14 protein-coding genes and 1 tRNA gene are annotated in these 14351 nt (G+C 48.7%); 7 read left to right on the top strand and 8 right to left on the bottom strand.

The features are described 5' to 3' along the window. Positions 1-34: 34 nt before the first annotated feature. From NC981_RS03965 to murA, 3 genes are all read right to left on the bottom strand, one after another. Positions 35-742 carry a Uma2 family endonuclease gene (locus NC981_RS03965; protein ID WP_190378643.1) on the bottom strand — a complete coding sequence of 236 codons (708 nt, stop codon included), beginning with the start codon at positions 740-742 and terminating at the stop codon, positions 35-37. Positions 743-745: 3 nt separating this feature from the next. Further along, on the bottom strand, positions 746-2356 hold the full coding sequence (locus NC981_RS03960; RefSeq protein ID WP_348241610.1) for a hypothetical protein: 1611 nt from the start codon (positions 2354-2356) through the stop codon (positions 746-748). A 166-nt stretch (positions 2357-2522) separates the two neighbouring features. Next, positions 2523-3863 carry a UDP-N-acetylglucosamine 1-carboxyvinyltransferase gene (gene murA / locus NC981_RS03955; RefSeq protein WP_348241609.1) on the bottom strand — a complete coding sequence of 447 codons (1341 nt, stop codon included), beginning with the start codon at positions 3861-3863 and terminating at the stop codon, positions 2523-2525. 235 nt (positions 3864-4098) lie between these two features. Between murA and NC981_RS03950 the strand changes: the two genes are divergently transcribed. Next, a tRNA-Leu gene (locus NC981_RS03950) sits at positions 4099-4182 on the top strand. 140 nt (positions 4183-4322) lie between these two features. Here NC981_RS03950 and NC981_RS03945 read toward each other — a convergent pair. Together NC981_RS03945 and NC981_RS03940 are read right to left on the bottom strand one after the other, a co-directional pair. Then, a complete protein-coding gene (locus tag NC981_RS03945) occupies positions 4323-4976 on the bottom strand; it encodes a hypothetical protein (protein ID WP_348241608.1) in 654 nt (217 codons plus the stop codon). Positions 4977-5194: 218 nt separating this feature from the next. Further along, the gene (locus NC981_RS03940; protein WP_190378646.1) at positions 5195-5410 is read right to left on the bottom strand and encodes an NAD(P)H-quinone oxidoreductase subunit O; all 216 of its coding nucleotides are present in this window, start codon (positions 5408-5410) and stop codon (positions 5195-5197) included. A 157-nt stretch (positions 5411-5567) separates the two neighbouring features. On the opposite strand from NC981_RS03940, the gene NC981_RS03935 reads away from it, so the two are divergent. Continuing rightward, a complete protein-coding gene (locus NC981_RS03935; protein ID WP_348242040.1) occupies positions 5568-6512 on the top strand; it encodes a bestrophin family ion channel in 945 nt (314 codons plus the stop codon). Here NC981_RS03935 and lnt read toward each other — a convergent pair. Next, positions 6462-7949: an apolipoprotein N-acyltransferase gene (gene lnt, locus NC981_RS03930; RefSeq protein ID WP_348241607.1), complete on the bottom strand. Its 1488-nt coding sequence runs from the start codon at positions 7947-7949 to the stop codon at positions 6462-6464. The genes NC981_RS03935 and lnt overlap by 51 nt on opposite strands. 20 nt (positions 7950-7969) lie before the next feature. Beyond that, positions 7970-8155, bottom strand: a complete 186-nt coding sequence (locus tag NC981_RS03925; protein WP_348241606.1) for a CopG family transcriptional regulator — start codon at positions 8153-8155, stop codon at positions 7970-7972. 87 nt (positions 8156-8242) lie between these two features. Between NC981_RS03925 and map the strand changes: the two genes are divergently transcribed. The 4 genes from map to NC981_RS03905 all read left to right on the top strand — a co-directional run bounded on the left by map (position 8243) and on the right by NC981_RS03905 (position 10319). Continuing rightward, complete coding sequence (map, locus tag NC981_RS03920; protein WP_348241605.1) at positions 8243-9058, top strand: type I methionyl aminopeptidase; 816 nt, start codon at positions 8243-8245, stop codon at positions 9056-9058. 62 nt (positions 9059-9120) lie between these two features. Then, on the top strand, positions 9121-9441 hold the full coding sequence (locus tag NC981_RS03915; RefSeq protein ID WP_348241604.1) for a hypothetical protein: 321 nt from the start codon (positions 9121-9123) through the stop codon (positions 9439-9441). An 8-nt stretch (positions 9442-9449) separates the two neighbouring features. Then, positions 9450-9707 carry a hypothetical protein gene (locus NC981_RS03910; RefSeq protein ID WP_348241603.1) on the top strand — a complete coding sequence of 86 codons (258 nt, stop codon included), beginning with the start codon at positions 9450-9452 and terminating at the stop codon, positions 9705-9707. Between the two features lie 90 nt (positions 9708-9797). Beyond that, on the top strand, positions 9798-10319 hold the full coding sequence (locus NC981_RS03905) for a DUF2721 domain-containing protein (RefSeq protein WP_348241602.1): 522 nt from the start codon (positions 9798-9800) through the stop codon (positions 10317-10319). On the opposite strand, the gene NC981_RS03900 is transcribed toward NC981_RS03905, so the two are convergent. After that, positions 10316-10669: a hypothetical protein gene (locus NC981_RS03900; RefSeq protein WP_348241601.1), complete on the bottom strand. Its 354-nt coding sequence runs from the start codon at positions 10667-10669 to the stop codon at positions 10316-10318. The genes NC981_RS03905 and NC981_RS03900 overlap by 4 nt on opposite strands. A gap of 142 nt (positions 10670-10811) precedes the next feature. On the opposite strand from NC981_RS03900, the gene NC981_RS03895 reads away from it, so the two are divergent. Next, positions 10812-14327, top strand: a complete 3516-nt coding sequence (locus NC981_RS03895; protein WP_348241600.1) for a DNA polymerase III subunit alpha — start codon at positions 10812-10814, stop codon at positions 14325-14327. Positions 14328-14351 lie beyond the last annotated feature (24 nt).

Raw genomic sequence — 14351 nt, 5'->3', positions numbered from 1 at the left:
AGGAGAGGGAGCTAAAAGTGTCGATCGCCCCAATTCAAACCTCATCTGGGTCGATTCCTAATTCCCGTAGCCGCGCTGCCAATCGTTCTGCTCTGGCTCGTTCCTGCTCCGCTCTGGCTCGTTCGTGCTCTGCTCTAGCTCGTTCCTGCTGGAATTGTTGGTTTAGTTCGCTATAGCTCAAAAACTTCTCACCATTTGGGCGATAAATTTGCATCGGATTCAGCGTGACATCAAACCAAATGCCCAAACGAGGGCTGACATAGCTCGAAAAATCCTCAATTTCTTCGAGAAAGACATCGGTTCGGAGCCAACCGCGCAACTGGTTTGTATCCGGATCGTAGAGATAATACTCCTCAACCCCGTAACGATCGTAAAACAACAATTTCTGCTCCATTTCCCGCCGCGTATTGCTCGGAGACAAAATCTCAAACACAACATGAGGCGGAATATTTTCCTCTCGATGTTGAAGATAAGAACCCCGCACCGCACCACTCACTCCGAGGGGATCGCCTTTCGGTCTGCCAAACACGACCATTGCATCCGGAGCAGTACAAATACCAGGCTTGCCTTCGACGGGATACCATAGCAAATCGCCAGCAACAAAAATGTTCGGATGATGTTGAAACAACAAATCCAGATTCTTCTTGATCAACACAATCCATTCAAACTGCTTGGTATTATCCGCCATCGGCTTACCATCGCTGTCCGGGTAAATAATGTCCGATTTGATTTCAGCAACCATAAGCTACATCCAATCGACTGCAAATTTCCGTTCTAGCAAGCCCAAACCTAAATCGTCGGAAGTCAGCGATCTCACCTCATACAGCGCCATCATATCTTTCAAGCTCGGATTGCCCCGGCTCGCCCCCGTCAATCCTTTTGCAATCAACAACCCACAAATTCCTTTGGTTTTCTTGCAGCGCTGATCCCACTTTTTTCGCGCTTGGGCATGAGTTGGATCATCTTCTTCAAACTCCCCGAATAGATGCAAATCCCCATTCTGCGTTTGCAGCAAGCCGATATCGTAGCGATCGCCCATAAACGGATCAGCCCCCGGATTAAAGCAAATTCCACCCAATCCCCCCGCTGCTTCGATTTCTTCAATCATCTGCTTCGCTTTGGGGCGTGAGGTCTGAATCAAAATAATCGGCAATCCGTCGCCTGCTTGCGTTGGAGAATCGAGTTGAACATGAGTTGCACTCGATCGTAGCTCTTCCACGACTTCCCAGGGCACGACTCCCAAACTCAAGAAAGAATTTTCGGGCACCAGATCATCGCGAATCATCGGCATCTGGCTCAGATCCGCCTCATCATCCTCGACCATTGCATACAGTTCTTCTGCGACTTCCGGTAGCGTTGAAACTTTGAGCGAAATCGTATCCCCTTCAGGAGAAGGAATCTTAAATCGGCTACTAATTGCAGGGAATTCATCGTTCATTAACTTGCGGCGATGCGACTTGAGGAATCGATGGAACGCCTCTAAAACAACAATCAACGCCATCGCTTCTTCTTCGTAAAGAAACGATCGAATCCCTTCCAGCGGATGCAAATTTCCAAAAACAGGATTGAGCAGAGCGTCGGGCATTCCCTCTAAATCGCCGTCGAATTCCTCATCGTCGTCATCGGTTTCGTACGTCAGAAACAAGCAATCCTGCGCCAAGAACGCCTCTTCCATGCGTTCCATCGATTCGTTAGAAAGCACTCGCTGCCGAAACTGCCTGAGTGAATCGAGCGATCGATACAACAAAATGCCGTACTCCATCCCCAGCATTCCCATGACCGAGGCGTAGACACAGCCCAAATCCCAGCGATTTAGCTCGATCTCTAGAATCTTGTGATCTGGCAATAGCGACCAAGGGGCATCCTCCCAGAGTGAACTTGCTTTTGCCAGTAACTCTTCTGCAAACTGCGGCGGTATTGCAGGCGGACGAGTATTCGTCGTCTCTTGAAATCCCCGAAAGATCTCATCGATCAGCGGCAGTTCCGGGACATAATCCAGCACAATCTCTAAATCTTGAAGTACGCCTCTAAGGTAGAAGAGCGTTTCTCGATCGCGCACCACAATCTTCTGCGGTCGAGCCGGTTTCGCGGGATTGTGGGGATGCTCCATCGCCCGCAGGAGCGTTCTCACGATCGCTTCATGCCCCGTCTCAACGGGTACGACATCCATCGCCCGCACTACGCCCTGAGAGCCATCCACCCAGAGAATACATTCTCCTTCGGTTGAAGAAGACTCAGACCAAGCCGGATCGATCGGCGCACCAGAAGTGAGGACTCGTCGATCGCCTTCCCAGACCGAGGAAATTTGGGGGAGTTCTAGCAAACGACGATGAGTAGAAGGATTGAGACCAGTCATAACGCGCCATGAAACAACGGGGGAATGCTGCACACGCAGTAGACTTTATCTTAATCTGTTCACCCTATCTCAGCACCGAAACGATTAAGGTTCTGCAATGTTTAATTGAAGCTTTAGGGAGACAGAAAGGCATCTCCCTAAAAAACATCTCCCTCAGTTGGCTGAATTAACTGCGCTTTGATTCGGCCGGAGCCGCCGGAATCTCAGCTTCTTGAGCACGCTGAATTTTCGCACCCAAACCGCGCAGCTTTGCCTCGATGTTGTCATACCCACGATCGAGGTGATTTAGTCCGCGCACCGTGGTCATTCCGTTTGCTGCTAAGCCTGCAATCACTAAGGCGGCAGATGCGCGTAAGTCGGTTCCTTGGACGGGCGCACCCGACAATTGGGGCACACCCCGCACGATCGCAATATTGCCTTTCAAGCGGATGTCGGCTCCCATGCGATTTAGCTCTGCAACGTGCTGGAGCCGATTCTCAAACAGCTTCTCCGTAACCATGCTGTCGCCTTCCGCTAAGGTTAGAAGCGACATGAACGGAGCTTGCAGATCCGTTGGAAATCCTGGAAAGGGGAGGGTTTCGATGTCGGTTCCTCGGAATTGTTCAGTCGGAAGTACCCGAATTCGATCGGGTGCATCGATCGCAACTTTCACCCCAATTTCACTCAGCTTCGCGATCGTAGCACTCAGATGATCGGGCACAACCGGAGATAAGCTAATCTCCGATCGTGTAATTGCACCTGCCAGCAAAAAGGTTCCAGCTTCGATACGATCGGGAACGACGGAATACTCGGTTTCGTGCAGTTGCGGCACCCCATTGATCACAATGCGATTTGTGCCCGCACCGCGAATTTGTGCGCCCATTGCCCGGCAGAAATTTGCTAGATCTACGACTTCAGGCTCTTGAGCTGCATTCTCGATGATGGTTTCCCCTTCGGCTAGAGTTGCCGCCATCATGATGTTCTCGGTTGCACCAACGCTGGGAAAGTCGAGATAAATCCGCGCCCCAGTTAATCGTTTGCGATTGCCACGAAGACGAGCATGGACGACTCCGTGTTCGATAATCACTTCTGCGCCCAGGGCTTGCAATCCTTTGACGTGCAGATCAACGGGTCGATCGCCGATCGAGCAACCGCCAGGTAAGGGAACCTGTGCCACTCCGAGCCGCGCTAGTAGCGGGCCTGCAACGAAAAAGCTGGCTCTAAGCTGGCTCACCAAATCATAGGGTGCTTTCGACTGCGTAATTTCGGACGCATCGAGATCTAAAATTCCTTGACTGTGAGAAACTTTCACGCCCAATGCGGACAAGATTTCACCGATGCGGGTGATGTCCAACAGAGAAGGAACATTGCGTAACCGACAAGTGCCTGAGCATAAGATTGATCCTGCCATCAGGACGAGTGCAGAGTTTTTGGCACCGCTAATGGTGACGTGTCCACTCAGGGGCTGGCGACCCCAGATGTGCAGGACAGAGTGGCGTTCTTCGGGTGAAGAATGGGAGTTAGACAAGCTGGGAGCGAGAGTAATGGCCTTATCCTCCTGGATTGCAATCGTTACAATTACTTTAAAGTTGGTTTAGATTCTACCGGAAAGTCGAAAATTGTCCAGCATTATGCTAAACCGTCTGTCGAAGCGGGTGAGGAGAAGCGCGATCGCGCTGGGCAAAATCAGATTACCCAAAAGATTGACATTTTGAGCCAGGTGCGTAACAATCAGAGATCGCGGTGCTTAAATGCTTCGCCCTGCGGGACTGGCGGAATTGGTAGACGCGCTAGATTCAGGTTCTAGTGTTCGCAAGGACTTCCGGGTTCAAGTCCCGGGTTCCGCATCTTCATAATGATGCCTTTGATGGGCTGCTCAAAATCAAGAGCAGCCCATTTTTGATTAAGAGGATCATGAGCTGCAATCAATCCTGCTTCTGCGATTCTGCTTATCGATCGTGCAGGGTTAGTTGGAAAAGTCTAATCGTTACAGTTGCCCTGAAATGGGCTGACAGGTTTTGCTCACGGCGGTTGTATTGATCGGGATGAGTTCGTCGCGCTGCAAGATTTGATTGTCTACGCCCAAGGATCTGACATCGCAAATCGCTGTTGCTCCAGGGGCAACGAGTAGCAGCATTCCATCCAAGCTGTTGTCGCGTAAAACTTTTCCGTTGTTGAAGGTAACTTCTACGGCTGCAACGGTTGGCGATAGCACTTCTCCATAGAAAATTGCTTGTCGCTCTTTACCCTTGGTGGTCGTGCGCCCGACGCTGTACTCAATCAATTTTTTAGACTTGGAAGAAGCAGATTTGCTCTGCTGACTGACATAGCTCCCGGTATCAATCAAGTTCCATTCCATGCCGCTGCGCTTTACGACTCGGTAGCTCAACATCGGTTGAGACTTAGTTTGGAAGGTTGAGCGATCGCTGCTGCAATTGCCGCGGTACAGAGCGACTAATCCTTGCGACCATTTTCGTACCGTAAGCACCTGAAAATTTTTTGCTTCGGCTTCTGATTGCCCTGGACAGGTGAAAGGACGGCGGATCACTTCTTCAGGTGTCGCAGCCACGATCGAAACTGTGTAGCCAACTGTTGCAACACAAACCATTCCCACCAAACCACCCAGCCAGCGTCGATTCATGGTCAGTTCCCTAAAGCAACCCAAATGTTAAACTCCACCTCAGTTTGCCTGCTTTCTCGACAAATCTTCTCTTTCTACGGGGGAGTTTTAGAATTGCTGATACTCTAGCTGCTCAATGCGAGTGCGCGATCAATTTTTGTGGGATGAGCCGCTGGTGGTTGCGATCGTCACCATCAGAGCGATCGCAACCACTAGCGGTGTGTTGTTTTCTAGAGAATTTATTTGAAGGGTTCAAGCTGATCTTGTCTCAACCAAATATTCGGTGTGGGAACGGTGCCGAACTTGACGTAAGCATAGTCGCCCTTGAGGTCAACGATTTCGCCTTTTGTTTCAAAGATGTAGTTGGGGAAACGCGGATCACTGGCTTTGGCTTCGAGGCTGTTTTCGAGCTTTTCGCGGATGACACGAACCATGTCGCCTTTTTTGACGGGCATAACCTACCTCACGAGTCTTTCAGTTTCTATTATGTTGCACAGGTGTATCGAGTTCGATGGAAGTTTGTAAGCGTTTCCATAGATAGATTACGACAAGATTCTTAATCATTGTCAGTCAGTGCAATATGATGAAACGGTTGCAAGCCGATCGAGTTCGATGAGTTTTGAGAAAAAACACTGGTTGAGAACCGCACTGCAAATTAAAGGATCAGTGTTGCTGCAAGTGCTGCCCCGCTCTCTCTTTTGCGGTGGGTTTGCGTTGCTGATTACGATCGCGTTCGTAAAGGGGCAACCTGTTTCGCTGCCGGCATTGGCGAGTTTGATCCCGAATATTGTGCTGGGATTGCTGCTGGTGTTTCGCACGAACACGGCTTATGACCGATTTTGGGAAGGGCGGAAGGCTTGGGGAAAACTGGTGAACGATACGCGCAATCTGGCGCGGCAGATTTGGGTTGCGGTGGCGGAAGTCACAGAAGGCGACAGAGCCGGAAAAATTGAAGCGCTGTATTTGCTAGTGGCGTTTTCTGTGGCAGTCAAATCTCACTTGAGACAAGAGCCATTGGGCTCTGAGATTGAAGTTGTAATTTCGCTCGATCGCGTAGCGCGATTAAAGGGGATTCAAAATCCACCGTTGAGGGTTGCATTCTGGATTGCAGATTACTTGCAACTTCAGTATCAGCGCGATCGCGTCAAGATTCATCAGCTCACCGAAATGCAGCGTTTACTAGATGGGTTAGTGGATAGCTTGGGTGCATGTGAGCGAATTTTAAAGACACCGATGCCAATCGCTTATGCGATTCACTTAAAACAATTAATTCTGCTGTACTGTCTCTCTTTGCCGTTTCAAATGGTGGAGAGTCTGGGTTGGTGGACTCCTCCGGTTGTGGTGCTAATTAGTTTTACGCTGTTTGGAATTGAGGCAATTGGGATTGAGATCGAAAATCCCTTTGGGCGCGACCCGAATGATTTACCGCTCGACGCGATTTGCGAAACGATGTTGAAAAACATTCAAGATTTAACGGAACTTAGACCGAGTAATCATCCTCAGGATCTACCGTTGATTGCGGCTTACGAAGAACAGCAAAACGGCGGTTATTCCTAATAATGTCGGGGTTAGCCAATTACCCCATTTCACATAGAAAGTCTGTGTTTGCTGGCGATAGATTGTGTCTGCGTGTGTTTGGTATTGATTGTTTTGCGATCGCCATTTGACGCGACCATGCGGATCAACAATGCCCGAATATCCGGTATTTGTCACGCGCACTGCCCAGCGATCGGTTTCGATCGCCCGAATAATGTCATGAGCTTCATGTTGTGCCATTAATACAGTGCTGTAGGGATCTAAGTTTGATGCAGTGATGAGAAACTCCGCCTTGTTTGCAACTTGATGACGAAAGACTTCTGAGAATGCAGAATCAAAACAAATGCCGATCGCAATTCGTCCAATGGGTGTCTCAAACTGTTGGTTAAAATCGCCCGGAATCATGAAAGCGTCGATCGGAGATAAGCGCCCAATTAATCCACCCAGTAATTTTTCAAATGGCAAATACTCACCTAGTGGAACTAATTTGATTTTGTTGTAGCGAGCGATCGGACTTCTATCGGGTGCAGTTGCAATTAAGCTTTGCGTGTATCGCGTTCCTTCTGGCACAAAAGTTCCAAGCAACGCTAAAACTCGTTTTTCTGCGATCGCTTGCGTGACAGCATTTCGGATGTTTTCGCCCTGCCACAGAAACGGTAAAGCGCCTTCTGGAGTTACAACAAAATCAACGGATTGATCTGCAAGCGATCGATATCCCGATGAATATCCATCTAATGCTTTTCTCAATCCTTCGGCAAATAGTTTCTGTCGAGTTGGAACATTGCCTTGAATAATTCCTGCGGTTAACTTTACTTCGGAAGATTGTACGATCGCAGTTTGATATAATCCAAATCCGATCAGATGCAGAATGATTAATAGCGTGATCGCACTTGCAATAATTTTTTTACTTTTGGCTAACCATGCTTCTGCAATTAATCCATTTACGGCAACGATCGCGGCTGTTACGGTCAATGCTCCAGAAATTCGCCCCAAATGCAGAATCACTAAGTTATGCGGACTCTGCGTATAAGCCAGCGATGTCCAATCCAATGCACTCCACTGCCGCACGAATTCTAATCCGCACCATAGCGCGGTTCCTGCAATCACTCGCACAATCGAACGATTGGGAATTCGTGCTAATCCCCACGCCCAAATTCCTGTGCAGAATGCGCCCCACAAGGTAATAAACGCCCACGCAAACGCCACGATCGACACGCTTGCAGCCCAGGATAATCCCAACCACATCAATGGATGCAATCCTGTGATCCAGTGCAGTGCAAAGCCGTGATAGACAATGCCCCAAACGATCGCGGGTTTAATTGATCGTGTTCTTACAGTCATCGCCCAAACTGGAGTCAACGCAAACCACGCCAGCCACCAAAAGCTCATCGGCGCAACAGCAAGCCCCATCAGAAAAGCGCTGAGAATCGCGATCGTCAACGCTGTTCGTCCCTTCATAAAATTACTCAATTGCTGATTCAACGCAAGTTTACAGTCTCTGTAGAGCTTTGTTGCTCTCGTCGTTCCTGCAGTGCTCGTTCAATTAACTTTGAAACGAGCCAGGAGACCGATCGTTCGTCCGCTTGTGCCCATGCTTCTAGATCCTTCTTCCACTCCGGAGGCACATAGGCAACCACTCGCTCTAAGTCTGTTTTTCCGCCCATAGTCGAGATCTTGTTCTGCTGGTCTATAGCATCCTATCAGTCCCGCCTGTGTTACGCTAGGCTATGCTGTGCCAGCAAGAAAGCGCTATGAATCTGCAAAATTTATTGTCCATTGCCAAACCTGCAACTCAACATCGTGGGATTGTTCTGCTTTCAGCGCGGGAACTCGACAAAATGCGGACAGTGGGCAAGCTTGCAGCACAGTTGTTGGATTATCTTGAGCCTTTGGTACAACCGGGAGTTAGCACTCAAGAATTGAATGACGAAGCCGATCGCTGGATGAAAGAACACGGTGCAATCAGCGCCACACTCGGCTATGCTCCTCCAAATCATCCGCCTTATCCCGGTTCCATTTGCACTAGCGTTAACGAAGTCGTTTGTCACGGCATTCCCAGCCCCAAGCAGATTCTTAAAGACGGCGACATTATTAATATTGATGTCACTCCGATTCTCGATGGTTATCACGGGGATACATCGAGAATGTTTCTGGTTGGGAATCCTTCGGAGGCGGCTCGAAAGTTAGTCGAAGTGACAAAAGAAGCAATGATGCGCGGCATTGCGGCAGTGAAACCGGGTGCAAGGGTGGGGGATATTGGTGCGGCGATTCAGGAGTATGCTGAGGCGAATGGTTTCTCAGTTGTGCGCGATATGGTGGGTCATGGGGTGGGACGAGTGTTTCACACAGAACCGCAGATTCCACACTTTGGCAAGCGAGGAACAGGGGTGAAGCTGCGTCCGGGAATGGTGTTTACGATCGAACCCATGCTGAACGAAGGCACGTATGAACTGAAGTTTTTAAGCGATCGTTGGACTGTGATCACCAAAGATAAGAAGCTCTCCGCACAGTTCGAGCATACGATCGCGGTGACTGATAATGGATATGAGATTTTAACGCTTCCCTAGTTCAATGCTGGGATAGCATGAAGATCTGGTAAGGCACAGGTATTCCGTAGAGTAATAAAGTTATGGCTCAACTACTCACAAGAACGACGGATCAGCGCATTGTGCTGTATGGAGACTGGGAGCGCTTCAAACTGATTCAGCAAGGATTTGATGAAACTCCGGGCGCAAAGCTGGCTTACTACCAAGGAATGATCGAAATTTTTATGCCTGGTGAAGATCATGCGACCTTTGTTCACATTATTGGTTATCTAATCACGACCTTCTTAATCGATCAAAATATCGCATTTAAACCCACTGGTGATAAAACTTTGGAGCGAGAGAGGCTTCGGCGCAAGCGGATCAGTCCTACTGGATTGAGCGTCCTAAGCCATTTCCTGATTTAGCGATCGAGGTGATTTTTACGAGTGGAAGTTCTGCCAAGCTTGCGAGATATCGGATATTAGGCGTTCTTGAAGTTTGGTTTTGGCAGGATGGGACACTCACGCTCTATCGATTAAAAAATGGGGAATATGAGCAGATCGATCGTAGTGAGCTACCGGGACTTGAAGATCTAGATTTAGATCTGCTGAAGCGCTGCATCCTAATCGGAGAAGCGGATCTGGCAGAGGCAGTCCGAGTATTTCGAGGAATTGATCAGCCCAGTGCTTAGATTCTTGCAATTTCGGTATTTTATAAATTTAGTACGCTGGTACTAAAATTCGTGCTATCCTCTTTGTCGTTAGAGAGTATCAGAGGTGGCATGAGTATAGACGACACGACCCAATTGATTCAACTGATTCTCAATTCGGTGCTGATGCTGCTTGCCTGTGCGTTTGTTTTGGGTGGGCTACTGCTGCGGCGAAGCGTAATTGAAAATCGTCTGCAAATTACGAATGTGGAATATTTTCAAGTGCTGGGTCAACTCGATCGAGCCAATCGGTTATCTATGCTGCAAAAGCAGATCCGCTATCTGCAACAGCGCGTTAAATCGGCAAATAACGGCATTTTAGTGATGTATTACGCGCTGGCTTTGTTTGTGTCGAGTACGTTTGCGTTAGCAATTCGCACGGTTCTAGAGGCACAATGGCTGGTCACGGGATCGATGGCGCTATTTGTCGGGGGAACTGCGATCTTGTTGTTTAGTGTGGCGATCGTTCTGGTTGATCTGCATCATTCCGATCGTCCCTTCTGGCAAGAAATGCGGGATATTCTCGCATCGGATCTGCCAAGAAAACGCCGGATCAAAAAGATCCGGAGTCGTCGAAAGGTGGTTTTGCGTTAGGGTTCGGGGGCGATAACTCTGGCTTGTTTCCCGGAGGCATCGACCACGATCCAACCCGTAGCAGCATCACTCGGTTCGGATTGCGTGACGCGAAAGGCAACTTTTTCGCCTTTGGTGGTTACGGCAAAATCGGCATTTTGGGCAGATTGCACCATGAAGCCACGATCGCGTAAACAAAACATCGCCCAACCTTTAAGCGTTTGATTTGCCGGATTAAAGGGCACAGGAGGACGATCGAATATACTTTGCATCACTTGAATTAACTGCGACATATTCCCCAATTGCAAATCGCTATTTTCAGCGTAAACGGTAATGGGCGCAACGCCCGATCGTCGCTGAATTTGGTACATTGGTATTGGGATATGAATCGGGGTGCGAATTCTCTTGACTCTATATCTGGGGGCAATTGGGAATTTATTTCAAAAAATTTGTAGATATAGCGCTCAAGATCGGTTACTGTAAAACTCATTCCTTCGCGTGGGTTGAGTGATTATGTCTTTCGTCGGTCTGCACATTCACAGTGATTACAGTTTGCTTGACGGTGCGGGGCAGTTGTCGAAATTGGTCGATCGCGCCGTGGAACTTGGAATGCCCGCGATCGCGCTGACGGATCATGGGGTGATGTATGGTGCGATCGAATTGATTAAGACCTGTCAAGGAAAAGACATTAAGCCGATCATCGGCAACGAGATGTATATCATCAACGGCGACATTACGAAGCAAGAACGCCGCCCGAAATATCATCAAGTTGTTTTAGCGAAGAATACACAAGGCTATAAGAACCTCGTTAAGCTCACCACAATCTCGCACCTTAAAGGCGTTCAGGGTAAAGGAATCTTTTCGCGTCCCTGTGTCAACAAAGATTTACTCGCTGAATATCATGAAGGCTTGATCGTGACGAGTGCTTGTCTCGGTGGAGAAGTGCCGCAAGCGATTCTGCAAGGAAAGCCCGAAATTGCTCGGAGAATTGCGGCTTGGTATAAGGAGCTATTTGGGGATGATTACTATCTTGAGATTCAGGATCATGGATTGTTAGAGGAGCGCATTGTTAATCCTGAGATTGTCAAGATTGCTCAGGAACTAGACATTAAGCTGATTGCGACCAATGATTCGCACTATGTGTCTTGCTATGATGTCGAAGCTCACGATGCTTTGTTATGTATTCAAACCGGAAAGTTAATTTCTGAAGAGAAACGACTGCGCTACACCGGAACCGAGTATCTAAAATCAGCAGATGAAATGCGATCGCTCTTTCGAGATCATTTGCCGCAAGACATCATTGAAGCTGCGATCGCAAACACTGTAGAAGTCGCGGACAAGATTGAACAATACACCCTAATGGGTGGTGAACCTCGACTGCCAGACTATCCGATTCCACCCGGATTTACTGCGGATACTTACATCGAAAAGATTGCTTGGGAAGGATTGATTCAGCGTCAGAAACGGAACTCGCGAGATGAAATCAGTGATGAATACCGCGATCGTCTCATCTATGAGTTGAATATGCTCAAGCAGATGGGATTCTCAACCTACTTTCTGGTGGTTTGGGACTACATTAAGTATGCGAGAGACAATAAGATTCCGGTCGGGCCGGGGCGCGGTTCTGCGGCGGGTTCACTGGTTGCTTATGCACTGGGAATCACGAACATTGATCCGGTACATCATGGCTTACTGTTTGAGCGATTCTTGAATCCAGAGCGTAAATCGATGCCAGACGTGGACACGGATTTTTGCATCGACAGGCGGGATGAAGTGATCAAATATGTGACCGAAAAGTATGGCACAGAGCGAGTCGCGCAGATCATCACCTACAACCGGATGAACTCGAAAGCCATTCTGCGAGATGTAGCGCGGGTGCTGAACATTCCATTGAGTGAAGCCGATCGCATGGCGAAACAAATTCCAGTGTTTCGCGGTAAATCCACGAAGCTCAAAATCATGGTGTCTCCGACTGAAACACCCTCGAAAGAGTTCAGCCAGAAATACCATCAAGATCAAGTCATTCCGAACACCAATCCGCCCATTACCTACCGTCGCTGGCTAGACATGGCAATGCGGATCGAAGGCACAAACAAAGCCACCGGAGTTCATGCGGCGGGTGTCGTGATTTCTTCAGAGCCATTGGATGAGATTGTGCCACTAGAAATGACCAAAGATGGCGGCATTGTGACTCAATATGCAATGGAAGACATTGAGCTACTAGGCTTACTGAAGATGGACTTCCTAGGCCTGAAGAATCTCACCATGATCGAGAAAACGATCGAGCTAATCGAACAAAGCCAAAACATCAAACTCGATTTGGATAGCTTGCCGCTCAATGATCCAGAAGTCTACAAGCTGCTAGCGCGAGGCGAACTTGAAGGGATCTTCCAGCTTGAATCCTCTGGAATGCGTCAGATTGTGCGTGACCTGAAACCCGATGGAATTGATGATATTTCCTCGGTGCTTGCGCTTTATCGTCCAGGGCCATTGGATGCAAAGCTGATTCCTAAGTTCATCAATCGCAAACACGGTCGTGAAAAGATTGACTATGCTCATGAGATTCTTCAGCCGATTCTGAAAGAAACCTATGGCATCATGGTGTTTCAAGAGCAGATCATGAAGATTGCTCAGGATATGGCAGGCTATTCGCTCGGTCAAGCGGATCTGTTGCGTCGAGCAATGGGTAAAAAGAAAAAGGCTGAAATGGAAAAGCACCAAGCCTTGTTTGTCAAAGGTGCAAAAGATCGGGGGGTTTCTGCCAAAATTGCCGAAGAACTGTTTGAGCAGATGGTGAAGTTCGCGGAATACTGCTTCAATAAATCGCACTCAATGGCGTATGGTTATGTCACTTTCCAAACGGCTTATCTGAAGGCGAACTATCCCGTTGAATATATGGCAGCAATCTTAACGATTAACAGTGGTGAACAAGACAAAGTTCAGCGCTACATCGCAACCTGTCATAGTTTAGGAATCAAAGTGCTGCCCCCGGATATCAACCGATCGGGCATCGACTTTACGCCCACCGGAGATGCGATCCTGTTTGGACTCTCTGCGGTGCGAAACGTAGGAATGAGCGCGATCGAAGCCATTCTCGAAGCCCGTGACGCAGGCGGATCGTTCAAATCACTGGCGGATTTATGCGATCGCGTCGATTCCCGCGCACTCAATAAACGTGCATTAGAAGCCTTGATTCACTGTGGAGCGTTTGACTCGATCGCACCGAATCGTCACCAACTCGCCAACGATCTAGAACTCGTGATGGACTGGGCACAATCGAGGGCGCGCGATCGCGCTAGTGGACAAGGTAGCTTATTCGATCTACTCGGTGCAGTAACGCAGAAAAGCAGCTTTGAGACGGCTCCAAGAAGTGCAACGGTTGCCGACTATCCTTCGCAAGAAAAGCTCCGGCTCGAAAAAGAAGTCCTCGGCTTCTACATTTCCGATCATCCCCTAAAGCAACTGCAAGACTCGGCAAAAGTGTTAGCACCAATTAGCTTAGGCAACTTACAGAACAGTCGAGAAGGTTCAACCGTCAGCGCGATCGTCATGATTACTGCGGTAAAACGAGTTACAACCAAGAAAGGGGATGCAATGGCAGTGATTCAGATCGAAGATTTGACCGGACGAGCAGAAGCGGTGGTGTTTCCCAAATCCTTCGATCGCATCGGTAGCCTAATTGAACCGGATGCGCGTCTGATGGTCTGGGGCAAGATTGATAAACGCGATGAAGATCAGTTCCAGTTCATTGTTGACGACGCGGAACCAATCGATCAGGTGCGAATGGTGATGGTTGAACTTGAACCCAGGATTGCAGATGATGCAATGGAACGGCATCGGCTTAAAACGGTGTTGCAGGAGAATGGCGATCGAGACCATGCTAAAGTTTCAGTGATTGCGATCGTCGGGACTCCGACTCGAAGCCAGATTGTGCGCTTTGGCTCTCAATTCCGTGTTCAAGATGAAGAGGCAACCGTGAGCGCTTTGGAGCAAGCAGGCTTCAAAGCGAGAGTGTCATCATTGGTTTGAGAGGATATTTGCAGAGTCTTCGTT

It is taken from the genome of Leptolyngbya sp. DQ-M1 (assembly GCF_039962505.1).
Classification (GTDB): Bacteria; Cyanobacteriota; Cyanobacteriia; order Leptolyngbyales; family Leptolyngbyaceae; genus Leptolyngbya.
The sequence above is the reverse complement of the archived record's forward strand: the minus strand, read 5'-3'. Positions and strand labels throughout refer to the sequence as shown.

Excerpts from the sequence above, each read along its gene's own strand:
- NC981_RS03965 (WP_190378643.1), bottom strand. The coding sequence starts at position 742 with ATGGTTGCTGAAATCAAATCGGACATTATTTACCCGGACAGCGATGGT.
- NC981_RS03960 (WP_348241610.1), bottom strand. The coding sequence starts at position 2,356 with ATGACTGGTCTCAATCCTTCTACTCATCGTCGTTTGCTAGAACTCCCC.
- NC981_RS03945 (WP_348241608.1), bottom strand. The coding sequence starts at position 4,976 with ATGAATCGACGCTGGCTGGGTGGTTTGGTGGGAATGGTTTGTGTTGCA.
- NC981_RS03940 (WP_190378646.1), bottom strand. The coding sequence starts at position 5,410 with ATGCCCGTCAAAAAAGGCGACATGGTTCGTGTCATCCGCGAAAAGCTC.
- NC981_RS03935 (WP_348242040.1), top strand. The coding sequence starts at position 5,568 with ATGAGTTTTGAGAAAAAACACTGGTTGAGAACCGCACTGCAAATTAAA.
- lnt (WP_348241607.1), bottom strand. The coding sequence starts at position 7,949 with ATGAAGGGACGAACAGCGTTGACGATCGCGATTCTCAGCGCTTTTCTG.
- NC981_RS03925 (WP_348241606.1), bottom strand. The coding sequence starts at position 8,155 with ATGGGCGGAAAAACAGACTTAGAGCGAGTGGTTGCCTATGTGCCTCCG.
- map (WP_348241605.1), top strand. The coding sequence starts at position 8,243 with ATGAATCTGCAAAATTTATTGTCCATTGCCAAACCTGCAACTCAACAT.
- NC981_RS03915 (WP_348241604.1), top strand. The coding sequence starts at position 9,121 with ATGGCTCAACTACTCACAAGAACGACGGATCAGCGCATTGTGCTGTAT.
- NC981_RS03905 (WP_348241602.1), top strand. The coding sequence starts at position 9,798 with ATGAGTATAGACGACACGACCCAATTGATTCAACTGATTCTCAATTCG.
- NC981_RS03900 (WP_348241601.1), bottom strand. The coding sequence starts at position 10,669 with ATGTACCAAATTCAGCGACGATCGGGCGTTGCGCCCATTACCGTTTAC.
- NC981_RS03895 (WP_348241600.1), top strand. The coding sequence starts at position 10,812 with ATGTCTTTCGTCGGTCTGCACATTCACAGTGATTACAGTTTGCTTGAC.